Here is a 21,494-nt window from a genome sequence, read left to right on the forward strand (position 1 = left end):
CGATCTCAGAACTCGAGCGCCTGCCTGAGTGCCGGGCCGCTCCTGACGCGCAAATCGAGGTCGGCCTCGATATGGTCGATGTGGTGCAGCATCAGCGCGCTGGCGCGTTCGGCATTGCCATTTTCCAGCGCCTCGAGGATCTGCGTGTGTTCGTTGTGGCCGCAGCTCGAGATGCCCGAGCGGCCATAGAGTGCGATCACCAGCGATGAACGAGCGACCAATTCCTCCATGAAGCGCTGCAGGATGACGTTTCCCGCGACCGACGCCAGAAGCAGGTGAAAATCCCCCGACGCCTTGATCTCCGATCGCCTTGCGTTCGGTCCGCGTTCGGCGATGAAACGGCCTTCTTCGTCGAGCTGGGCCTTGAACGCGGCGACATGCGCCGGCGTCATCCGTCCGGCGGCGGCAATCGCGATGCCTGGTTCGATGAGCCGGCGCGAAGCAAAAACCTGCCGCGCTTCCTCCGGCGACGGATTGGCGACGAAGGCGCCGCGATTGCGCTCGGTGCGCACCAATCCCTCGAAGGAAAGCATCTGCAGTGCCGCACGCGCCACGGTGCGGCTGACATCGAACAGCGTGCCGACTTCGCCTTCGGATAGCTTTGTTCCCGGCGCTAGCCGGCGATCGACGATCGCGTCGCGCAACTGGTCGCGGATCGCCTGCGCGCGATCCTCGTTGGCGGCCTCGATAGCAGGGAAGGTCTGGTCGGCAATGTTCATGGCAGTGGTCCTGCGTTCTTCTACCCTGAATCGCATCGCTTGGACGAGAGACAAAGTGAATACAGAGATGAAAAAGATTGCATACGATCTTTGCGAAGATCGGCGGCAATCGCCTATAATTTGTGCATTGCACAAGGGCGACGTATCGGCAGCTATATAGAGGCGGCCCTGATTTCTTCGAGGATTCAGTCGGTTGGTGCGGCGGCGCGCAACTGGCACGCATGATGCTTTGGCTAATCCGACCAAAGGGGAAGCTGGATGTCCAAAGCCGCCGAAATCGACATTGTGTCCGTTTCGAAAGTCTATGGCGCGACGACTGCCGTCGAAGGCATCAGCCTGAAAATCCCTGCGGGTACCTATTGCTGCCTGCTCGGTCCGTCCGGCTGTGGCAAGACCTCGACGCTGCGCATGATCGCCGGGCACGAGAGCATATCGAGTGGCGACGTGCGTCTCGGCAACACAGTGGTCACCGACCTGCCGCCGGCCAGGCGCGGCACTGCCATGATGTTCCAGTCCTACGCACTGTTTCCGCATCTCGACCTGATCGACAATGTCGCCTTCAGCCTGAAGATGAAAGGCGTCGGCAAGGAGGAGCGCCGCGCCAAGGCACTCGACATGCTGAAGCTGATGCAGATGGAGGCCTATGCCAGCCGCCGCCCGGCGCAGCTTTCCGGCGGGCAGCAGCAGCGCGTTGCTCTTGCGCGCGCATTGATCACCGACCCCGAGGCGCTGTTGCTCGACGAACCGCTTTCGGCGCTCGATCCTTTCCTGAAGATCCGCATGCGAGCCGAACTGAAGAAGCTGCAGACGTCGCTCGGCATCACTTTCGTCCACGTCACCCACAGCCAGGAAGAGGCGATGGCGCTGGCCGACCTGATCGTGGTGATGAACGATGGCCGTATCGAGCAGGCGGCGCACCCTCGCACGGTGTTCGAGCGGCCGGCCACGGCCTTCGTCGCTCGTTTCATGGGCGACCACAATGTCATCTCCGGGCGCGTCGCCGGCAGTCGCGACGGCATGGTCGTTTTCGACGTGCCAGGCGGCGTCGCGCTCGCGGCCAGCGGGCAGGGCAGGGAGACCGGGGAACCCATCGACATCGCCATTCGCACCGACCACGTGCGCATCGGCGAGCCGCCGGCAGCCGGGCTCGGCTTCACCGGCATCGTTTCAAACGTCGAGTACCGCGGTTCGACCGTGAAGCTCTCGGTCAATGGCGCCGGCATCGAGGATTTCACCGTAATCGTCGACGACACCAGCTTCTTCGCCAGCCCGGTTGCCGTCGGCGACGCAGTGCCGATCGCCTGGGACGCCGAGGACGCGATCGTCCTTGGTCGTCTCGATTCCTGAAATCCAGCATAACCAATCAAAACAGGGGAACTGAACATGACCAACACCACCGACAAGAAGACTGGAATATCGCGACGTTCGCTGCTCAAGACAGGTGCCGCCGCCGTCGGTTTCGCCGCCGGTTCCGGCGCCATATCTGGCTTTCCGACCATCTGGGCGCAATCGAACATCACGCTGCGCCAGTTCGGCACCGGCGTATCCAACCTCAATGCCATCGCCGACAAGTGCAAGGCCGATCTCGGCATCACGCTGGAGATGACAGCAACCGATTCCGACGCCGCCGCACAGCGCGCCGTGACGCAGCCCGACAGCTACGACATCGCCGACATCGAATACTGGATCTGCAAGAAGGTGTTCCCGACAGGCGTCCTGCAGCCGATGGATGTCACCAAGCTGAAATATTACGACGAGCTGGTGCCGCTGTTCAAAACCGGCAAGCTGGCGCCGGACAGCGTTATCGCCCAGGGCACCGCGCCGCACACGGTCGGTTACGTCGAGGCGCAGGACAGCAAGGTCTTCGCCAAGGCGCCGACCAACTGGTTCACCATGGTGCCGACGATCTACAATGCCGATACGCTCGGCATCCGCCCCGACCTCGTCGGCCGCGATATCACCACCTGGGCCGACATCATGGATCCGGCCTTCAAGGGCAAGACCGCCATCCTCAACATCCCGTCGATCGGCATCATGGATGCGGCGATGATCATGGAAGCCACCGGCAACATCAAATACGCCGACAAGGGCAACATGACCAAGGAGGAGATCGACAAGACGATCGACTTCCTGATCAAGGCCAAGCAAGCCGGCCAGTTCCGCGCCTTCTGGAAATCCTTCGACGAGAGCGTCAACCTGATGGCTTCGGGCGAAGTGGTGATCCAGTCGATGTGGTCGCCGGCCGTGGCCGCGGTCCGCTCCAAGGGCATCGCGTGCCGGTTCCAGCCGCTCAAGGAAGGCTACCGGTCCTGGGGTGGCGGGCTTGGCCTGGCAGCCCATCTCTCCGGCGCCGAACTCGATGCCGCCTATGAATACATCAACTGGTACACGTCCGGCTGGGTTGGCGGCTATCTCAACCGCCAGGGCTATTACTCGGCCAACATGGTGTCGGCCAAGAAGTTCATGTCCGAGGACGAGTGGGGCTACTGGATCGAAGGCAAGCCGGCAAAGGGCGATATCCTGTCGCCGGACGGCAAGGTCATGGAAAAGGCTGGCGCCGTGCGTGACGGCGGCTCTTTCGAAGAGCGCATGGGCAAGGTCGCCTGCTGGAACTCGGTCATGGACGAAGACCGCTACATGGTGAAGCGCTGGAACGAGTTCATCGCTGCGTAGGTACAACGTCTTCCCCTTCTCCCCTTGTGGGAGAAGGTGGATTGGCGCGCAGCGCCAAGACGGTTGAGGGGTGCCGGCCGGAGCGCTGTTGGTGCCAAGCTGGAACACCCCTCATCCGACCGAGCTTCGCTCGGCCACCTTCTCCCACAAGGGGGAGAAGGAAAGGCGGCTTCGCCGCATCGCTGACTTATACCGAGATGTTCATGACAGCCGCGCTCGAACGCCCCGCCACCGCCGCCGCCAAACCCGCCAGACGCCGCCGGCTCTCGATCGGCGCCCTCGTCCCCTATCTCCAGGCAACACCACTTGCCCTGATCCTCGGCGCGTTCCTCCTGCTGCCAATTCTGATGATCGCCGTGGTCTCATTCTGGGATTACGATTTCGCGGCGATGTATCCGGATTTCCTGACCACCAATTATTCCGACACGCTCGGCTCCTGGGTTACCTGGAAAACCTACCTGAATACGCTGAAATACGCCGCCATCGTCTGGGCGCTGACGCTGTTCATCGGTTTCTGGGTCGCCTATTTCCTTGCCTTCCATATCAGGACCACGGCCATGCAGATGGTGCTGTTCCTTGTCTGCACGGTGCCGTTCCTGACCTCCAACATCATCCGCATGATCTCGTGGATTCCGGTGCTTGGCCGCAATGGCCTGGTCAACTCGACGCTGGTGCAAATGGGGCTGATCCCGAAGCCGATCGAATGGCTGCTCTATTCCGAATTCGCCGTGGTGCTGGCCATGGTGCATCTCTATACGCTGTTCATGGTGACGCCGATCTTCAACACGCTGATGCGCATCGACAAGTCGTTGATAGAAGCCGCGCGCGACGCCGGCGCTTCCGGCTGGCAGGTTCTGTGGAACGTCGTCATTCCGCTCGCCAAGCCCGGCATGGCGATCGGCACCATTTTCGTCGTCACCCTGGTGATGGCCGACTTCTCGACGGTGCAGGTGATGTCCGGCGGGCAGAGCGCCTCCGTCGCGCTGATGATGAAGAACCAGATGTCGCTGCTGCAATATCCGGCAGCCGCCGCCAACGCCGTCGTGCTCTTGGTGCTGGTGCTGCTGATGGTCGCGGGCATCCTGCGCATCGTCGACATCCGCAAGGAGCTGTGAGGCGATGAGCCAGGACAAGCGCACCCTCGAATTCTATGTGTTGGCGGCGTTCTTCGGTCTTTTCGTGTTGTTCCTCTACGGCCCGCTTTCGGCGATCCTGATCCTCTCTTTCCAGGGCGAGAACGGCGGTCTGACATTTCCGCTGAACGGCGTGTCGCTGCACTGGTTCGCCAATTTGTTCGAGCGCCAGGCGGTCGGCGACTTCGGCGGCAGCTTCAAACGCTCGCTCGTCCTTGGCCTGATGGTGATGGTCGTCACTGTCGCCGTGTCGCTGCTCGCCGGCCTGGCCTTCCGGCAGAAATTTCGCGGCGCAACCGCACTGTTCTATCTGGCCGTCGCCAGCCTGGTCGTGCCGTCGATCATCATCAGTCTCGGCATCGGCGTCGTCTTCCAGCAGATCGGCTTCCGCCCCGCCTGGTACACCTCCGCTTTCGGCGCCCATCTGACCTGGACCTTGCCTTTCGGCGTGCTGATCATGTTTGCTGTCTTCAACCGGTTCTCGCCAGCCTATGAGGAAGCCGCGCGCGATCTCGGAGCATCGTCGTGGCAGACCTTTGCCCATGTCGTGCTGCCGATGATCGCGCCCAGCCTGATCGGCGTCGGCCTGTTCGGCTTCACTCTGTCATATGACGAGTTCGCCCGCACGCTGATGACCTCGGGCACGTTCAACACGTTGCCGCTCGAAATCTACGGCATGACGACGAATGTCACGACGCCGGTGCTCTATGCGCTGGGCACCGTGACGACCGTGTTTTCCTTCCTGGTGATCCTGCTGACGCTCGGCGCAATCGTCTATGTCGGCCGCCGCCGCGAGCGTGCCTGACAGTGCAGATCCTCGTCGTCAATCCAAACACCACCGCCAGCATGACCGATACTATCGCGGTCGCCGCCCGATCGGTCGCTGCTCAATCGACGAAGATCGTTGCCGTCACCTCGTCGATGGGACCTGTATCGATCGAAGGCTATTACGATGAAGCACTTGCCGTGCCCGGCCTGCTGGTCGAGATCGCCGCCGGCGAACGCTCGGGCGCGCAAGCCGCGATCATTGCCTGTTTCGACGACACCGGCCTCGATGCCGCGCGCGCCATGGCCAACATTCCGGTCATCGGCATTTGCGAGGCATCGCTCAGCACGGCCTCGTTCATCGCCCAGCGCTTCACCGTCGTCACCACCACCGGACGTTCGCGCGTGCCGGTCGAAGGGTTGGTGCAGCGCTATGGCATGGCAGGGCGCGCGCGTGTGCGCGCCGCCGACATCCCGGTTCTTGCCCTCGAAGATCCGGCGTCCGACGCACTGCTCAGGCTGCGCAACGAGATTGCGCGCGCCATCGACGAGGATCGCGCCGAGGCGATCGTGCTCGGCTGTGCCGGCATGGCCGATCTGGCGGCGGCGCTGCAGCGGGAATTCGGGCTTCCGGTCATCGACGGCGTGGGCGCTGCCGTGAAACAGGCCGAGGCATTGATCGCCCTTGGCCTGACGACATCCAAGCGCGGCGCCTATGCAAGCCCGTTGGCAAAGTCCTATCATGGCGCGTTGAAATCCTTCGCGCCTGGCGCCGCCGAGTGATCGCAATGCCCCGAACGATCCGAACGCTCGCACGTGAAGAAGTGCAAACCCTTGTCGATTGGGCGGCGGCGGAAGGCTGGAATCCCGGCCTTAACGATGCCGCGCTGTTTCAGGCAGCCGACCCGCAGGGCTTCATCGGCGCCTTTATCGATGGCGAGATGGCGGCCGGCATTTCGGCCGTCGCCTATGGCGACGGTTTCGGCTTCATCGGCCTCTACATCTGCCGGCCGGACAGGCGTGGCCAAGGCCATGGCAAGGTCGTTTGGGATGCCGGCACGGCGCGGCTCGGCAAGCGCACGATCGGCCTCGACGGTGTCGTCGAACAGCAGGCCAACTACCGCAGCATGGGTTTTGCACCGGCCTACCGGACGATCCGGTTCATGGGGTCACCGAATGTCCCGGCAGCCGTCGGCAACGACATTCGCGCCATAGGGCCGGAACTCGTGCCGGACATACTGGACTATGACCGCTGCTTCTTTCCCGGCCCGAGGCGATCCTTCCTGGAACACTGGCTGCGCCCGCCGCATATGGCGCTTGCCATCCTCAAGCACGGCGCCATTGCGGGATACGGCGTCGCGCGCCAATGCCGGGACGGCTGCAAGATCGGCCCGCTCTTTGCCGACAGCCTGGACGCGGCAAGCCATCTCTTCGCCGCGCTCGCGCACATGTCCGGTCCCGGAAACGTCCATCTCGACGTTCCCGAAACCAGCCGGCAATTTGCAGACTTGCTGTCGTCCGCAGGCCTTCAACCGGGCTTCGAGACGGCTCGGATGTACAAGGGAAAGGCGCCGCAGCTCAAGCAGTCCGGAGTTTTTGCGATAACGACGTTGGAGTTGGGGTGAGGCGGTACAAGCCGACTTCCAGTGCAAAGCCGGGCAACAGGACTACGCGGTCTATTTTTCCTGAACTGAAATGCCGGAATCGTCGATGCGAAGTTCCACGCCTTTCGGCCTAGTCTCCTCGCGATAAACGTAAATCCCCAACGCAATAACGGCGACGGCCAAAGCGCCGATGATGAGATAAAGATAGTTCTGCTTCATCCGCTGTCGTTAACAACATGATTTGAGCGAGTCTAGCGGTTCGGTATCAGGACGGCGGACGGACACGCGCCGTCGATCAGCCTTGGTATCCTACGCGCGCAGCGAGGGCGAGCTAGCCTACCCCATCCAGCCGGTCGCGCAGCATGCTCCAGGGGAGCAGCATGTTTGGCGCATGCCGCATCAGACTGTGGAGCGGGATCGGCGACGGCGGTCCAAACGGCAGCGGCAAATCCTGAGGCTTTGTTCCGCTCGCCCAGTCGGCAAGCACCTTGCCCATGGCAGTCGTCATGGCGATGCCGCGCCCATTGCAGGCAAAGCCCGCAATCAGGCCGGGGCCGAGATCGACGAGGTGCGGCAGGAAGTCGGGCTCGACGGCAGCCATCCCCGACCAGCTGTATTCAAGCGGCGGGATGTCCGGGAGATCGAGATGCTTCGCCAGCCGCCGCCAGATCGCCCGCGGCACCCGCGTGTCGGCACCGGGGCCAAAAACATGCATGCCGCCGGTGATCAGCCTGTTTTCGCCGTCGAAGCGGAAGGTGAAGAGATTGCGTCTTGTGTCGCCGACGCCTTGCCCGCCAGGAAGCAGGCGAGTGCGTATTTCGCGCGGCAGCGGCGCTGTCGCGATCTGGAAGATTTTCAGCGGGAAATAGGTTCGCTGCAACGTGCGATCCAGCGCTCCGCCATAGGCGTTGGTGGCGACCAGCACCTTTCCTGCGCGTACCGAACCGGAGGCCGTCTTCAAAGCCCAACCATCGCCTATGTGATCGATCGACGCGACACGCGTATGCTCGAAGATGCGCGCTCCGGCCTTTTCCGCCGCGTCGGCCAATCCGCGCGCATATTCGACCGGATTGAGGACGCCACCCGATCTGTCGATCCAGCCGCCGAGATAACCGCGAACGCCGGTCAGCTCTTCGACCGCCTGTCTATCCAGCGCAACGGCCGGCCTTCCGCGTGGTGCCCATTGTTCGGCGCGCGATCTGGTCTTTTGCAAAGCGGCCGGTGAATGGGCTGGTTGTATCCAGCCGCTCTGGACGGCATCGCATTCGATGGCATGCCGCCTGATCAGGTCGAAGACGAGGTCGGCGCTGCCGGCGGCGAAATCGACAAGGCGTTCGCCGCGTTCGGGCCCGAGCTGGGCAATGATATCGTCGGGGTCTCTTTTCGCGAAATTCGGCACGACGAAGCCGGCATTCCTGCCGGTTGCCCCCCAGGCGATGATTTCCGCCTCGAGGACGGCAACCGAGATGCCTTTCTCGGCACTGTGCAGCGCGGTGGAAAGGCCTGAAAACCCGCCGCCGAGAATTGCCAGATCGACATCGAGTGCGCCTTCGAGGGTGGGCCGGTCGCGGCGACTGCGGCTGACGGCATGCCAAAGGGAAACGCCGTGCGGCCGGGTCACAGCGTTCATGAGCCGCTCTCGCTCGGGGCCACGCGTGCACGCTTTCCGAACCTTGGACGCCGCGGCCTGTCGCCAAACAGGCCGTTCGGCCTGACCAGAAGGATGACGCACAGCATCACGCCGATGGCGACGATCTGCAGCGAAGCGGCGCGGGCCTGTTGTTCGGGCGAGAACAACGTACTGGTCAAGGCTCCCGATCCGGCCCATATCGCCCAGACCAGGATGCTGCCGATGACGGCGCCGATGTTGCTGCCCGAGCCACCGACGATCAGCATCACCCAGACCTGGAAAGTCAGCGCCGGCAAATAATTGTCCGGGGCGATGAAGCCGGTGAAATGCGCCTGCAGCGCACCGGCAAGCGCCATGATGGCGCCACCGACGGCAAAGGCCTGGACGCGGTAGAACCGTGCGCTTTTGCCTAGGGATATCGCGGCCCGCTCATCCTCGCGAAGCGCCTTCAACACGCGCCCCCACGGGCTGCGCGACAGATGCTCCAGCGCGAGATAGACGGTCAGCGTCACCACCGAGACGATCGCAAGGTTCGAAAGGTTGAACAGCAACGGCGTTTCGGCAAGACCGCCGAACGGACGCGGAATGAAGCCGATGCCGAACGGCCCGCCGGTCAGCTTCTGGGCATTGAGCGCTACCAGTTGCACGACGACGGCGACGCCGAAAGTAGTGATCGCCAGATAGTTCGATCTCAGACGTAGCGTGGCAATGCCGGTGATGGCGGCGGCGACGCCGCCCAACAGCATGGCGCCAAGCCAGCCGATAAGGATCGGCAGGTCGAAGCCGCCCAGGCGCGCGGCATCGTCGGGCGTGGTCAGCAGCGCCGAGGTGTAGGCGCCGATGGCAACGAAGCCGGCGACCCCGACATTGAAAAGCCCGGTCAGCCCCCATTGCAGATTGAGCCCGAGCGTGATGAGCGAAAAGATCAGCGCGGTGGTCAGGAAGAAGGCGCCGTAGCCGAGCAGATCCATCAGCGTTCCCTCACTCCGAAAAGGCCGATGGGCCGCACGAAAAGCACCGCCATCAGGATGATGAACGAGACGGCTGCCCGCCATTCGGCGCCGATCAATTGCACGGCAGCCGCTTCGGCCATGCCGATGATCAGGCCGCCGAGAACGGCGCCGGGCACGCTGCCGATGCCGCCGAGGATGGCGGCCGCGAACATCGGCAGCAGCATCTCGAAACCCATGAACGGGCGGATCTGGATGAGAATGCCGATCATGACGCCGGCAACGCAGGCCAGCGCGCCGCCGATGATCCAGGTGACGCGCACCACCCTGGCGACGTCGATGCCGACGATGCGGGCAAGTGCCGCGTTCTGGCTCAATGCCTGCATCGAGCGGCCGGTCTGGGTCCGCGTCATCAGGAGATGCACGCCGAGCACCAGCACGGCGGTCAGCAGCAGCAGCGCGATCTGGTCCGGGGTGATGCGGATGCCGAAACCTATCGGCATGGCGATCTGGATCGCCCGGCTGAAATAGGTCGGACGCGAGGTGAAGATGAATTCGAGCAGGCTTCTCAGCGCCATCGAGGCGCCGAAGCTCGCCATCACCACGATGATCGCCTGGCCCTTGGCCCGCAGCCGCGCGAACAGCACCATGTCCAGCGCCAGCGCCAGCAGGCCGGTGGCCGCCATGCCGATGATGAGCGCGACGATCAGCGGCCAACCGAAGGAGAGGGGCGCGATCGGCGCGATCTTGCCGAAAATCGCGCCAATGGCGCCAACCACGGCGAGCGTCGCATAGGCGCCCCAGGCCATGAAGTCGCCATGGGCGAAGTTCGAGAAGCGCAGGATCGAATAGGTGAGTGTCACGCCGATGGCGCCGAGGCCGATCATCGACCCTGCCAGCAGTCCGTCGACGACGAATTGCAGGTTCATGCCGCGCTTCCTTGTCCAAGGTCGAGGCGGCGCCGGCCAAGATAGAGTTCAGCGACGACCGGGTCGTTCCAGAGCTCGGAGGCGACGCCCTGGTGCCGCTCCTTGCCCTCGACCAGCACATAGGCGCGGTCTCCAATGGCAAGCGCTGCCTTGGCGTTCTGTTCGACCAGCAGAATGGTGACGCCGGACTTTCGGATGCCGGCCAGCATCTCGAACACCATCGCCACGAATTTCGGCGACAGGCCGGCCGACGGCTCGTCGAGCACCAGCACCTTGGGATGGATGATCAACGCCCGGGCGACGGCCAGCATCTGCCGCTGTCCACCCGACAGATTGCCCGCGGCCGTTCTGCGCTGACGGGCGAGATCGGGAAAGGCCGCATACATTTCCTCGATGCGGGCTGGGACCTCGCGCGGCCTCAGGATGCCGCAGGCGACCCTGAGATTGTCCTCGACCGACATCAGCGGGAAGATGTTCTCTGTCTGTGGCACGAAGGCAAGGCCAAGGCGGACCATGATGTGAGCGGGCGACGCCGTGATATCCTTGCCGTCCAGCAGCACCGTGCCGCCGGTGATCGGGACAAGGCCGGCGATGGCCTTGATAAGGCTCGACTTGCCGGCGCCGTTGGGGCCGAGAACGACGACGATCTCGCCCTGGTCGACGGTGATCGAAGCGCCGCGCACGATCGGAACGCCAGGCTCGTAGCCGGCTTCGAGATCGCGGACATCGAGTACCTTTTGGCTCATGCCGTGCCTCCGAGGTAGGCCTCGATGACGCGCGGGTCGCGCGCCACCTCCTCCGGGGTGCCTTCGCACAGAAGCTGGCCGCTCGCCATGACCAGCACGCGGTGGCAAAGCCGCGTCACCATGTCGATATTGTGCTCGATCAGCAGGAAGGTGATGCCGCGCGCATTGATGTCGCGGATGCGGTCGATAATGATCTCGAGCAGGGTTGCGTTAACCCCGGCCGCCGGCTCGTCGAGCAGGATGATCGCCGGGTCGGCCATCATCACGCGGGCCAGTTCGAGCAGCTTGCGCTGGCCGCCTGAAAGCACGCGCGCAGGTTCGTGCGCGAGGTGAGCGATCGTGACGAGCTCGAGCAGTTCGACGGCTCTTGTCTCGGCAGCCCTTTCTTCGGCAGCGACCCGCCGGGGCGTCAGGAAATTGGCGAGCAGTTTTTCTCCGGCCTGCCCTTGCGCGGCCAGCATGACGTTTTCGATCAGCGTCAGGTTAGGCAAGGGCCGGGGGATCTGGAACGTGCGGCCAAGGCCGCGGCCAATGCGGCGATGGGCAGCTTCCCCCGACACCGATACGCCGTTGAGGGAGATTTCGCCGCTGGTCGGCAGAATGCTGCCGGCGAGCAGGTCGAACATCGTGGTCTTGCCGGCGCCGTTCGGGCCGATAAGGCCAAGTATTTCGCCCGGCCGGACGTCGAACGAGACATTGTTGACCGCGACCAGGCCGCCGAAGCGTCTGAGGACGTTCCTGGCCGTGAGGACCGGCGTACGGATCTCCTCCTGCCGTTCCGTCGTGTCGCTCATCAATTCCTCTGGCCGAAAAGCGATCTTCGTCGCCTATGATTTGATTTGTGATCACGCTTGCTTTGATCACGCTATTCGGCTTTAATTTCTTCCGCAAGCCGAAAACGGCCAAGACCGGGATTGCCTATGCAGAAGGCCGCCATCGAAAAGAACAATGAGATGATCGCAGCCCAGCTTACGCCCGTCGGCCGCGAGACCGTGCAGGATCGCGTCTATTCGGAGCTGCGCCGCGCCTTGATCGGCGGCCTTTTCGAGCCGAGCCAGGTTCTGACCATCCGCGGCCTCGCCGACGCGCTGGTCACCAGCACCATGCCGGTGCGCGAGGCGCTCGGACGGCTGATCACCGAGAAGGCACTGGAGGCGCTTCCCAACCGTTCGGTGCGCGTGCCGCCGATCACGCTGGAGCGCATCGATGACCTCTTGCGCGCCCGCTCTCTGATCGAGGGCGAAGCGATCGCGCTGGCCGCCACGCGCATGAACCCGCGCCAGATCGCTTCGGTCGAAGCCATGCTGGGGCAATGGGACGAGATGCGCGCGCTCAAGCACAAGAAGGACATCGACCGGGAGGCGATGCTCAATCAGAGCTTCCACTTCGAGATCTACCGATGCTGTGGCTCCGCCGTGCTGATCCCGATGATCGAGAGCCTCTGGCTGCAATCCGGACCGTGCATCCGCGTAGCCATCTACGCCTTTTCCGACGCCGGCGAGGTCGATACGGCCCACTATCACCGCAGCATCGTCGCAGCGCTTTCAAGGCAGGATGCGCAAGCGGCGCGTGAGGCTCTGGTGGCCGACATCAGCCGGCCCTTCGCCTTTCTGCGCGACAAGCTCCAATCCACAAGCAAGGAAGGATTGAGGGCATGACGGTGCCTGGCATCAACATCACCGAGCCACGCTCGATGCTTTCCGTGACCGCGCTGCTGTTGCCTGAAAAGGCGCCCGACAACGTTGCCTTCCTGCTGGCGTATCTCGGTCAGCCGCGCGTCGTTGCAGGCATCCATGCTATGTGGACCGGGCCTGAGATTTCCTGCCCGGTTCCATCAGCCGAACTTGAGGGCCAAACCTATGCCAGGCCCTTGCCGGCGGAGAACGCAACGCTGACGCCGCAGCCGGGCGACGTCGTATTGTCCTACGTGCCGCCGCGCATGTGGGGCGGCAACCCGAATGCCATCTTTGACGTCGGCCTGTTCTACGGAGCGGGTGCACGCCTGCTGTTCCCGATCGGCTGGCTTGCCGGAAGCGTCGTCGCGCAGGTGGTGCCTGAGGATCGCGATAAATTCGCAGCCGCTTGTGGCGTGATCCGCCGCAACGGTGCCTGCGACATCACCTTCACCCGGGTGGAGATCTGAATGGCTGAGACCGACGACAGTTTCGAACTCTTCGACCTTCGCGTCGAGGCGGTTGTCCCCGAGGGCAGGCCGATCTATTGCGGCGCCAAGGCCGGCGACTATTTCGAGTTGAAGGGCGAGATGCTGTCGATGCCGGCGGGGCAAGGTTTCTCGATCTATTCCATTGCGGCAGTGTTGCCGCTTCTGGCCGCAAAGCAGCGCCCGACCCACAGGAACGACTGGATGACGTCGGACGCCGAGATCGCTTGTCCGGATCCCAATTGTGCCAGCCGGCTCCGGATCGTCAGGACCGGCAAGCGGCGGTTCAGCCATGCCGAAACGACGGCGGTGCCGCTGCCGAAGGAGAATGACCGGAGATGACCGCCAAGGCTTTCGAGCTCAGCCCCGGCTATACGATCTCGCGCGTTATCCGCGGCGGCTGGCAGCTTGCCGGCGGGCACGGCGCGATCGACCGCCAACAGGCGGTAACCGACCTGATCGCCACCTTCGACGCCGGCATCAGGACCTATGATTGCGCCGATATCTATACCGGTGTCGAAGAGCTGATCGGCGCGGCGCGCCTGCGCCTTGCCAATGAGCGTGGCCTCGACGCTGCCACCAAAATGAAGGTGCACACCAAGCTGGTGCCTGACCTGGAAAGGCTTTCCAATATCAGTCGCGACTACATCAGAGGCATCGTCGAGCAGTCGCTGCGGCGGCTGAAGACCGAGCGGCTCGATCTCGTGCAGTTCCACTGGTGGGACTATGCGCTGCCCGGCTACGTCGAAGCGATGGGCTGGCTCAACGAAATCCGCAGGGAAGGCAAGGTGCGCAACATCGGCACCACGAACTTCGACACGCCGCGGTTGGCCGAGATCCTGGCCGCCGGTGTGCCGCTGGTCAGCCAGCAATTGCAATACTCGGTGCTCGACCAGCGGCCAGCCAACAGCCTTGCAGCGCTCGCCAGCCGGCATGGCGTCAGTTTCCTCTGCTACGGTTCGGTGGCGGGCGGCTTCCTCAGCGAAAAATGGCTTGGCGCTGCCGAGCCGCAGACGCCGCTCGAAAACCGATCGCTGGTCAAATACAAGCTGATCATTGACGACTTTGGTGGCTGGGAGCTTTTCCAGGAGTTGCTTCGCACACTGAAGGCCGTCGCCGACCGCCACGGCGTCGATATCGCCACCATCGCCAGCGCCTGGGTGCTGGAGCAGCCGCAAGTGGCGGCCGTCATCGTCGGCGCCCGCAACCAGGCGCACGCCCTTGCCAATGCCAGAATCATGGACGTCGCGCTCGATGCCGACGACCGGGCGAGGATCGCTGCCGTGATCGCGCAAAGCCGTGGGCCGCGGGGCGACGTCTACACATTGGAACGCGACCGTCACGGCCGCCACGGCTCGATCATGCATTACAATTTGAATGCAGGCAGGAAATGAACGCGGCCATGGACGAAAAGCCCTCCTTGCTTTCCCGCGCCAGCGCCGAGGTGGTCGATCTCCACCGCTTCTTCGTCGACTGGTTCAATACGGCGAGTGCGGACAATTCAGATTTCAGGCGCTTCGAACGCGTCATGGGCGAAGGCTTCTGCATGGTTGTGCCGGATGGCCAGGTCCTCGATCGTGACGCGGTGCTCGACCATGTCAGGGCAAGCCGCGCCACTTGTGACGGCGATTTCACCATCTCGATCGAGGAAATCCGGCCCGGCTGGCAACAAGGCGACACGATCGTCGTCAGCTACATCGAAGCGCAGCAGCGCGCCGGCAAACATAGCCGCCGCCGCTCGGGTGCCGTTTTCACCACCAGTTCATCGGCGCCCAACGGCGTCGAATGGCGACATCTGCATGAAACCTGGCTGCAGATGCCGGAAGGCTGAACAGGCTCAAGACATCAATGAGAGTCGTGCAACGAAAGGGGAACAACAATGAAAAAGACCATACTTCAGATCACCACCGCGCTCGCACTGCTGACAGCGGCCGGCGCAGCGCAAGCCGCCGATTGCAAGATCACCGTCGGCCTCGTCATGGAACTGACAGGCCCGGCCGGCGAGTACGGCCAGGCCGGCGCCAAATCGGTCGAGATGGCCTTCCGCGACATCAACGATGCGGGCGGCGTCCGCGGCTGCGATCTCGCGACCGACACGCGCGACAGCCAGAGCCAGGGCAACATTGCGGTCGACGCCGCGACGCAGCTCGTGCAGGTCAAGAAGGTGCCGGTGATCATCGGCGGCATCATCTCCTCTGTGTCGATCCCGATCCTGACCTCGGTCACCGCTCCGGCCAAGATAGTCCAGGTGTCGCCTGCTTCCTCGTCGCCGACGCTGACGGCGCTCGGGCGCGACGGCAAGACCAACGGCATCTTCTTCCGCACCATCACATCTGATGCGCTGCAGGGCGTCGCTGCCGCCAAATATGCCATCGACAAAGGCTTCAAGAAGCTGTCGGTCATCCACGTCAACAACGACTTCGGCGTCAACATGGTGGCGGAATTTTCGCGCGCCTATAAGGCACTCGGCGGCACCATCGTCTCCGACACGCCCTACAATGAAAAGCAGTCGAGCTATGCCTCGGAAGTGACGGCGGCGATGGCTGGCGAGCCCGACGGGCTTTATCTCGTCAGCACGCCTGTCGACGGCGCAACCATCGCCCGCACCTGGATTTCGCAGGGCGGTGTCCACAAATTCCTGCTCAATGACGGCATGAACAGCCCGGACTTCATCGAATCCGTTGGCGCGGATTACCTGAAGGATGCGTACGGCACTTCCTCCGGCACCAGCCCGACCGCATCGACCGAGTATTTCACCAAGAACTACAAGGAATTTTCGGGCATCGAACCGTCGAACCCGGCGGCTGATCGGTCCTATGATGCCGGCGCCATCGTTGGCTTGGCTATCGCGATTGCCGGCTCTGAGGATCCGGCCAAGATCAAGGAGGCGATGTACAAGGCGGTCGACCCGGCCGGCACGCCGATCTATGCCGGCAAGGACGAGTTCGCCAAGGCGCTCGGCCTGATCAAGGACGGCAAGCCGATCCGCTACGAAGGCGTCATCGGCCCGGTCGCCTTCGACAAATACGGCGACATCACCGGCCCGTTCCGCCTCTGGAGGATCGTCGATGGCAAGGTGACGACCGACGGCGAAATGACTACGGATGACGTCAACGCCCTGCAGGCGAAGCTTCAGTAAGCCGCCTATGTCTTGTTCGGCATCGATCCCATTCCATTGAGGTTGATGCCGGACACTTGCATGTCCTGCTGCTGGTTAGGCCGGCCTGGAAACGACTACCGCACCAGCCGCCGGCATGATCCAGGGGCAGGCATAGTAATCAGTGATGCGATTTATGATCCCGCCGGCGGCTTCGATCCGAACCGGATGGGCCGGCTTCCAACCGTTTTCGCCATGGTGGAGCACGAGCAGCACCGCCTGGCCATCGATCTCGCCAATCGCCATTTTCCAGGTCGCCGAGGCTCTTTCATATTCGACGAAGTAAGGTGATTCCGACAGCCTGCCCTTGAAGCAATCCGCGACACGCAATTGTGCGTCGGCGCTGGTCAACGCCCGTACCCCATCCCAGTCGCGGCGGTTGAACAGTTCGACATAGCGGCTGAGCAATTCCAGGAGTTCCGGATCGCGTTGGGGCTCCGAACGGACGATTGGCTCGCCTGACAAGGCGGCCAATTTCGAACGGCCACGGCTCAACGCAGCCTTGACGCCGCCCACAGTCGAGCCGACGAGGTCGGCGATCTCTTCCAGCGAATAGTCGAAGTCGTCCTTGAGCAGGACGCAGGCGCGTTCTTTGGGCGGCAGGTGGATCACCAGCCGTTCGATCGCGCGATCCGCGCCCTGGCCCGCCGGCTCGACCGGCAGGACGATCTCGTCTTCGGCGAAATTGGCCTCCGCATGCCGACCCACCTGCCGGCTTCGCAGGAAATCGATGCAGCGATTATGCGCAATGCGAAACAGCCAAGGGCGAAGAGCACTCGCATCGTCCAGCTTCTCGATCTTCCGATAGGCCTCGAACAGCGCCTCTTGCATCACGTCTTCGGCGTCGAGCGTTGAACCGGTCATGCGTGCACAGTAGCGGTGCAGCCGTCCACGCAAATGCGCGACTGTCTCCAGGAAGCCGGCGTAGCGGACGTCGAAAAGCCCGGTCGGGTCAAGTCTTGGCTGCATCTTCATGGCACACGATCACATCGGGACATAGGTCAGCGTAATGACCCCGTTCTTGAAACGGTGCGTATCTATAAGCTCCAGCTTGACCAAGGACGGGTCAACATCCTGGAAAGCGCGTTTGCCAGGGCCGACGCGGGTCGGCACGATCGAGAGTTGATACTCGTCGACAAGCCTGTTGGCGAGCAGCGTCTGGTCGAGATTGCTCACTCCATACTTCAATATGTTGCCGCCGGTTTGCTGCTTGATCCTGGCGATTTCGGCAGCGACGTCGCCTTCGATCAGCGATGCGTTCCAGCTCACTGCCTTGAGGCTGCGCGACGCGACGAGCTTCTTGAGCCCGTTCATGCGGTCCATGTACTTGCTGCCTTTGACCTGCGGCCAACGCGCCGAAAACATTTCGTAGGTGACGCGGCCGAGCAGGAAAAAATCCGCCTCGCCGGCCTTTTCATATGAATGCTCCTTCATCTCCTCGTCGAAGAACGGTGACGCCCATTCCATTGGTGCTTCGATGACGCCGTCCAGCGAAATGAAGCTGCCCACGATCAATTTTCTCATCGCGTGTCTCCGGTTGCGCAACAGGCATCCCGTCGGATCCAAGAACCGGCGCAAACGAACCGGCCCGACGGATGACCACAGGATGCAGTGCCTAAGACGTTTCCCGGTTCGACTTTGGATACGCGTGAGGACCGTTTGAGCTAATAAAGCGGCTTGGCCATGTGCCGGGGCGTCGGCCACTCCGTCGTAATCCCCGGCTGCACCGGCCGCTCGAGATAAGTCGAGAGCACGACGTAGCTTCGCGTCGAGGTGACGCCGGGTGTTTCGTAGAGGCGCGACAGCAGGCCCTCGAGCGCCCGCGTGTCCTCGGTGCGGACCTTGATCAGCATGCATGTGTCGCCGGCCACCGAATGGATCTCCTCGACTTCGGGGTGTTCGGAGATTGCCATCAGCTCTGGCGTCTTTCCCCACCCCTTGGTGTCGATATGGACGAAGGCAAGCAGCGGCTTGTGCACCGATGATGACCGCGGTGTTGCGGATGGCGCCGCTGCGCCGCAGGCGCTTGACGCGCTCATGGGCCGCCGGCGGTGAAAGGCCGACGCGGTCGCCGAGCTCGGCATAGCTGATCGTGGCATCTTCGACCAGAACGCCTAATATCTTTCGGTCGGTTGCATCGATATCGCGGGCGGCGGGCCTGTTCTGCGGAATGCCATCTGTTTCTTCATCCATATTAAAATTCCCGATTGATGCAGAATTTAATACGGCCATTATCGCCGTATGTCGAACACTGATCAAGTTGCCACATTTACGGCAAGGCCGCCTATCCCGGCGCTCGCTTACCTCCTCACCGGATGCATTGCCGTGATCGGCTCGAACTCGCTGGTGCTCGGTCCGATCGCACCGGCGCTGGCCGAGTCCTTCGGCACAAGCGTGCCGGCGGTTATGATCGCGTCCGCCGCGTTCGGGCTCGGTACGTCGGCGAGCGCCTTGTTCCTGGCGCGCTATATCGACCGGCTTGGTGCCCGCCGCATGCTGCAAGGAGCGTTGCTGCTGCTGGCGATTGCGCTTGTCGCCAGCGCCGCCGCGCCGACGGTGACGGCGCTGGTCGCGGCCCAGCTTCTCGCCGGCATCGCCGCCGGTGTCGCCATGCCGGCAATCTATGCCAGCTCCGCCGCGATTGCGCCGCCCGGCCGCGAAAGCGGCACCATAGGCGTCGTTCTGACCGGCTGGACGCTGAGCATGGTCGCCGGGGTTTCGCTGTCGGCCGTAGTTGCCGACCTGGTGCATTGGCGCGCCGTTTTCGCGGCGGTCGCGGTGCTCGCAGCACTCGCATTGGCCAGCCTGTCGCTGACGTCGCTCAGCGATGTCAGGAAGAGCGGTCCGGCGCCGACGCCACTGGGCGCCTTGAGCGTTCCGGGCATCGTGCCGCTTCTGGTTGCCTGCGCCGCCTTCATGACCGCGTTCTACGGCATCTACGGCTATCTTGGCGATCACCTTCACAACGGCTTGGGACGGCCGGTCAGTGCCAATGGGCTTGCCGCGCTCGCTTATGGTGTCGGCTTTGGTGCGGCGGCGCTTCTTGACGGCGTTATCGATCGCTTAGGCGCGCGGCGTGTCATGCCATTTGCCTACCTGCTCGTCGCGGTCGTCTATGTCGCGATTGCTGCGGCAAGTGGCAGCTTCGGCCTGACCATAGCTATGATAGCCGTCTGGGGCCTTGCCAATCATTTCGGGCTGAACGTCCTGGTGATGCGCCTGTCGGCGCTCGATCCTGCGCGGCGCGGCACGATCATGGGCTTGAACAGCGCGGTGACCTATCTCGCGGTGTTCGTCGGCACCACGGCGTTCGGACCGCTTTATTCCACATTCGGTTTTGCGGCGTCGGCGGTGGTTGCAGCCTTGCTCATGCTGATCGCTGCTGTTGCAGCGGCGTGGCGTTCGCCGAAGCTATAGCGCAGCAAGGCTTGCGTCTCGGCCCCGTCCTTCGATAGATGCTTGGTGGATGGACAATACAACGCTTGAGACAACCGCCGATCCCTTGCCGCACGAGCTGGCTTTTCTCGGAGAGCGGCTTGCGGCGTTCAACGACGGTGATGTCGGCGCCTCCTGCAGGAAGGCATTGGCCGTGTTCGTGCGCGATGAGCACGGCGCTATTGTCGCCGGCATCTCGGGATATACAGCCTGGGGCTGGCTCTATGTGCAATGGCTCTGGGTCGATGAAAAACTGCGCGGTCACCGCATGGCCGGCAGGATGCTCGAGGCGGCCGAGAGGGAGGCGATCGCGCGCGACTGTCACGGCGCCTGGATCGACACGTTCAATCCCAAGGCCGCCAAGGCCTATGAGCGCCAGGGCTATCAGCCCTTCGGCGTGCTTGCCGATTTCCCCATTGGCCGCAGCCGCATCTTCCTGCAGAAGAAATTGTTGGCTTAGTTAGCCGGCAAGGCGTCCGCCGCGCATCGGCTGGGGCACGCCGGTCGTACTGGGGAAGCTGATCGGCAAGCCTCTGAGCACGCGCACTGCCAGGAACGCAAAGCACTCCGCCTCCACCGCATCACCCTTCCAGCCCATCACCTCGGCCGGCACGGCCTCGACACCGGCGCGGCTGGCAAGCATGGCCATGATCGTTGGATTGTGGCGCCCGCCGCCGCTGACCACCAGCCGCTTCGGCCGGCGCGGCAGAAGATCGAGCGCTTTGCCGACCGCGGCCGCGGTGAAGGCCGTCAGCAGGGCTGCACCATCCTCGGCATTCATCCCGTCCGCCATCGAGGCGCCGAAATCGAAACGGTCCAGCGATTTCGGGTAGGGTTTGGTCAAATACGGGTGCTGCAGGAGCTTGGCCAGCCGTGCCTCGTCGACCGTCCCGGCGCGGGCCAGCGCGCCGTCGCGGTCCATTTCGCCAAGACCCTTCGATTTGATGAAGTCGTTCAGCGGTGCGTTGGCAGGCCCGGTGTCGAAGGCAACAACATTGTCCGTGCCGTCCCACCAGGTGATGTTGGCGACGCCGCCGAGATTAAGCACCGCCGTGTCGCCGCTGGCGTCGGCTTCGCGCAGCAGCGCGGCGTGATAGGCGGCCGACAGCGGCGCACCCTGGCCGCCGGCGCGCATGTCGGCCGAGCGGAAGTCATAGGCGACTTTGGTGCCAAGGATGGCATGCATCAGCTCGCCGTCGCCGAGTTGGCGGGTCTGGCCCAGTCGGCCCACTTGCGGGGCACGGTGCAGCACGGTCTGGCCATGGAAGCCGACGACGCCGATATCGGCCATGGTCAGACCGTGACTTTCGACAAGATCCTTGACCGCCGCGGATTGGGCGCGCGTCAGCGCTTCCTCTGCCTCACGAAAAATCGCCGGTTCCGGTCCGGTGAAATTCCAGATCCTGGCCTGGCGCAACGTCTTCTCCAACAGACTGCGGATCGACCTGGGGTAAGGCGCCAGCGTGTAGGTACCGAAATCCACGATCCGTTCGCCGTCGGTCTTGATCAGCGCGACGTCGATATTGCCGTCCAGCACGGTGCCGGTCATCAGGCCGACGGCCCACATCGGTTCGCCATTTTTCGGATTCATG

General features: G+C 63.2%; 24 protein-coding genes and 1 pseudogene. 14 read left to right on the forward strand and 11 right to left on the reverse strand.

From position 1 onward, the window contains the following. Positions 1-5: 5 nt before the first annotated feature. The gene (locus NKI58_RS17700; protein ID WP_023676076.1) at positions 6-719 is read right to left on the reverse strand and encodes a GntR family transcriptional regulator; all 714 of its coding nucleotides are present in this window, start codon (positions 717-719) and stop codon (positions 6-8) included. A 258-nt stretch (positions 720-977) separates the two neighbouring features. Here NKI58_RS17700 and NKI58_RS17705 point away from each other — a divergent pair, with 258 nt between their 5' ends. The 6 genes from NKI58_RS17705 to NKI58_RS17730 all read left to right on the forward strand — a co-directional run bounded on the left by NKI58_RS17705 (position 978) and on the right by NKI58_RS17730 (position 6,915). After that, on the forward strand, positions 978-2,066 hold the full coding sequence (locus tag NKI58_RS17705) for an ABC transporter ATP-binding protein (protein ID WP_352786787.1): 1,089 nt from the start codon (positions 978-980) through the stop codon (positions 2,064-2,066). Between the two features lie 36 nt (positions 2,067-2,102). Then, positions 2,103-3,392, forward strand: a complete 1,290-nt coding sequence (locus NKI58_RS17710; protein WP_023676074.1) for an ABC transporter substrate-binding protein — start codon at positions 2,103-2,105, stop codon at positions 3,390-3,392. Between the two features lie 203 nt (positions 3,393-3,595). Further along, positions 3,596-4,507 (forward strand): ABC transporter permease, encoded by a 912-nt coding sequence (locus tag NKI58_RS17715; protein WP_023676073.1) that lies wholly within the window; start codon positions 3,596-3,598, stop codon positions 4,505-4,507. A 4-nt stretch (positions 4,508-4,511) separates the two neighbouring features. Further along, on the forward strand, positions 4,512-5,330 hold the full coding sequence (locus tag NKI58_RS17720) for an ABC transporter permease (RefSeq protein WP_352451583.1): 819 nt from the start codon (positions 4,512-4,514) through the stop codon (positions 5,328-5,330). Between the two features lie 2 nt (positions 5,331-5,332). Then, positions 5,333-6,073, forward strand: a complete 741-nt coding sequence (locus tag NKI58_RS17725) for an aspartate/glutamate racemase family protein (RefSeq protein WP_023676071.1) — start codon at positions 5,333-5,335, stop codon at positions 6,071-6,073. Between the two features lie 5 nt (positions 6,074-6,078). Next, a complete protein-coding gene (locus NKI58_RS17730) occupies positions 6,079-6,915 on the forward strand; it encodes a GNAT family N-acetyltransferase (RefSeq protein WP_352575520.1) in 837 nt (278 codons plus the stop codon). A gap of 51 nt (positions 6,916-6,966) precedes the next feature. Here NKI58_RS17730 and NKI58_RS17735 read toward each other — a convergent pair whose 3' ends face one another. From NKI58_RS17735 to NKI58_RS17760, 6 genes are all read right to left on the reverse strand, one after another. Beyond that, positions 6,967-7,113, reverse strand: coding sequence for a hypothetical protein (locus NKI58_RS17735; RefSeq protein WP_352452379.1), 147 nt, complete (start codon positions 7,111-7,113; stop codon positions 6,967-6,969). A gap of 112 nt (positions 7,114-7,225) precedes the next feature. Continuing rightward, a complete protein-coding gene (locus NKI58_RS17740) occupies positions 7,226-8,524 on the reverse strand; it encodes an NAD(P)/FAD-dependent oxidoreductase (protein WP_352786789.1) in 1,299 nt (432 codons plus the stop codon). Next, complete coding sequence (locus NKI58_RS17745; protein ID WP_352786827.1) at positions 8,521-9,498, reverse strand: branched-chain amino acid ABC transporter permease; 978 nt, start codon at positions 9,496-9,498, stop codon at positions 8,521-8,523. The genes NKI58_RS17740 and NKI58_RS17745 overlap by 4 nt, the downstream gene beginning before the upstream one ends. Beyond that, a complete protein-coding gene (locus NKI58_RS17750; RefSeq protein WP_023676066.1) occupies positions 9,495-10,403 on the reverse strand; it encodes a branched-chain amino acid ABC transporter permease in 909 nt (302 codons plus the stop codon). The genes NKI58_RS17745 and NKI58_RS17750 overlap by 4 nt, the downstream gene beginning before the upstream one ends. Further along, positions 10,400-11,149, reverse strand: a complete 750-nt coding sequence (locus NKI58_RS17755) for an ABC transporter ATP-binding protein (RefSeq protein ID WP_352786790.1) — start codon at positions 11,147-11,149, stop codon at positions 10,400-10,402. Before NKI58_RS17755 ends, NKI58_RS17750 begins: the two co-directional genes overlap by 4 nt. After that, positions 11,146-11,943 carry an ABC transporter ATP-binding protein gene (locus tag NKI58_RS17760; protein WP_352786791.1) on the reverse strand — a complete coding sequence of 266 codons (798 nt, stop codon included), beginning with the start codon at positions 11,941-11,943 and terminating at the stop codon, positions 11,146-11,148. Before NKI58_RS17760 ends, NKI58_RS17755 begins: the two co-directional genes overlap by 4 nt. A 126-nt stretch (positions 11,944-12,069) precedes the next feature. Between NKI58_RS17760 and NKI58_RS17765 the strand changes: the two genes are divergently transcribed. Genes NKI58_RS17765 through NKI58_RS17790 form a run of 6 tightly spaced genes read left to right on the forward strand, consistent with a single transcriptional unit; the run spans position 12,070 to position 16,449 of the window. Then, positions 12,070-12,807: a GntR family transcriptional regulator gene (locus NKI58_RS17765; protein ID WP_352786792.1), complete on the forward strand. Its 738-nt coding sequence runs from the start codon at positions 12,070-12,072 to the stop codon at positions 12,805-12,807. After that, a complete protein-coding gene (locus NKI58_RS17770) occupies positions 12,804-13,292 on the forward strand; it encodes a DUF3830 family protein (protein WP_352786793.1) in 489 nt (162 codons plus the stop codon). Before NKI58_RS17765 ends, NKI58_RS17770 begins: the two co-directional genes overlap by 4 nt. Next, the gene (locus NKI58_RS17775; protein ID WP_352786794.1) at positions 13,293-13,652 is read left to right on the forward strand and encodes a TIGR04076 family protein; all 360 of its coding nucleotides are present in this window, start codon (positions 13,293-13,295) and stop codon (positions 13,650-13,652) included. It begins immediately after the preceding gene. After that, the gene (locus tag NKI58_RS17780) at positions 13,649-14,704 is read left to right on the forward strand and encodes an aldo/keto reductase (protein WP_352786795.1); all 1,056 of its coding nucleotides are present in this window, start codon (positions 13,649-13,651) and stop codon (positions 14,702-14,704) included. The genes NKI58_RS17775 and NKI58_RS17780 overlap by 4 nt, the downstream gene beginning before the upstream one ends. Before the next feature lie 8 nt (positions 14,705-14,712). Next, positions 14,713-15,141, forward strand: coding sequence for a DUF4440 domain-containing protein (locus tag NKI58_RS17785; RefSeq protein ID WP_352786796.1), 429 nt, complete (start codon positions 14,713-14,715; stop codon positions 15,139-15,141). Positions 15,142-15,189: 48 nt separating this feature from the next. Continuing rightward, positions 15,190-16,449, forward strand: coding sequence for an ABC transporter substrate-binding protein (locus tag NKI58_RS17790; RefSeq protein ID WP_352786797.1), 1,260 nt, complete (start codon positions 15,190-15,192; stop codon positions 16,447-16,449). 75 nt (positions 16,450-16,524) lie between these two features. Here the strand turns inward: NKI58_RS17790 and NKI58_RS17795 are convergent, their stop codons facing one another. The 3 genes and pseudogenes from NKI58_RS17795 to NKI58_RS17805 form a co-directional block, all read right to left on the reverse strand. Beyond that, the gene (locus tag NKI58_RS17795) at positions 16,525-17,442 is read right to left on the reverse strand and encodes a sigma-70 family RNA polymerase sigma factor (RefSeq protein ID WP_352786798.1); all 918 of its coding nucleotides are present in this window, start codon (positions 17,440-17,442) and stop codon (positions 16,525-16,527) included. A gap of 9 nt (positions 17,443-17,451) precedes the next feature. Continuing rightward, entirely contained in the window at positions 17,452-17,991 is a 540-nt protein-coding gene (locus tag NKI58_RS17800; RefSeq protein ID WP_352786799.1) for a dihydrofolate reductase family protein, read from the reverse strand. A gap of 140 nt (positions 17,992-18,131) precedes the next feature. Further along, positions 18,132-18,660: pseudogene (locus NKI58_RS17805) on the reverse strand (Lrp/AsnC family transcriptional regulator). Positions 18,661-18,708: 48 nt separating this feature from the next. Between NKI58_RS17805 and NKI58_RS17810 the strand changes: the two are divergent. Together NKI58_RS17810 and NKI58_RS17815 are read left to right on the forward strand one after the other, a co-directional pair. Beyond that, positions 18,709-19,884: an MFS transporter gene (locus NKI58_RS17810; RefSeq protein WP_352826826.1), complete on the forward strand. Its 1,176-nt coding sequence runs from the start codon at positions 18,709-18,711 to the stop codon at positions 19,882-19,884. A 49-nt stretch (positions 19,885-19,933) separates the two neighbouring features. After that, positions 19,934-20,362 (forward strand): GNAT family N-acetyltransferase, encoded by a 429-nt coding sequence (locus NKI58_RS17815; RefSeq protein WP_352786802.1) that lies wholly within the window; start codon positions 19,934-19,936, stop codon positions 20,360-20,362. Here NKI58_RS17815 and NKI58_RS17820 read toward each other — a convergent pair whose 3' ends face one another. After that, entirely contained in the window at positions 20,363-21,493 is a 1,131-nt protein-coding gene (locus tag NKI58_RS17820) for an anhydro-N-acetylmuramic acid kinase (protein ID WP_352786803.1), read from the reverse strand. Position 21,494: the final 1 nt, after the last annotated feature.

The organism is Mesorhizobium sp. M0522, from assembly GCF_040321085.1.
Lineage (GTDB): Bacteria > Pseudomonadota > Alphaproteobacteria > Rhizobiales > Rhizobiaceae > Mesorhizobium.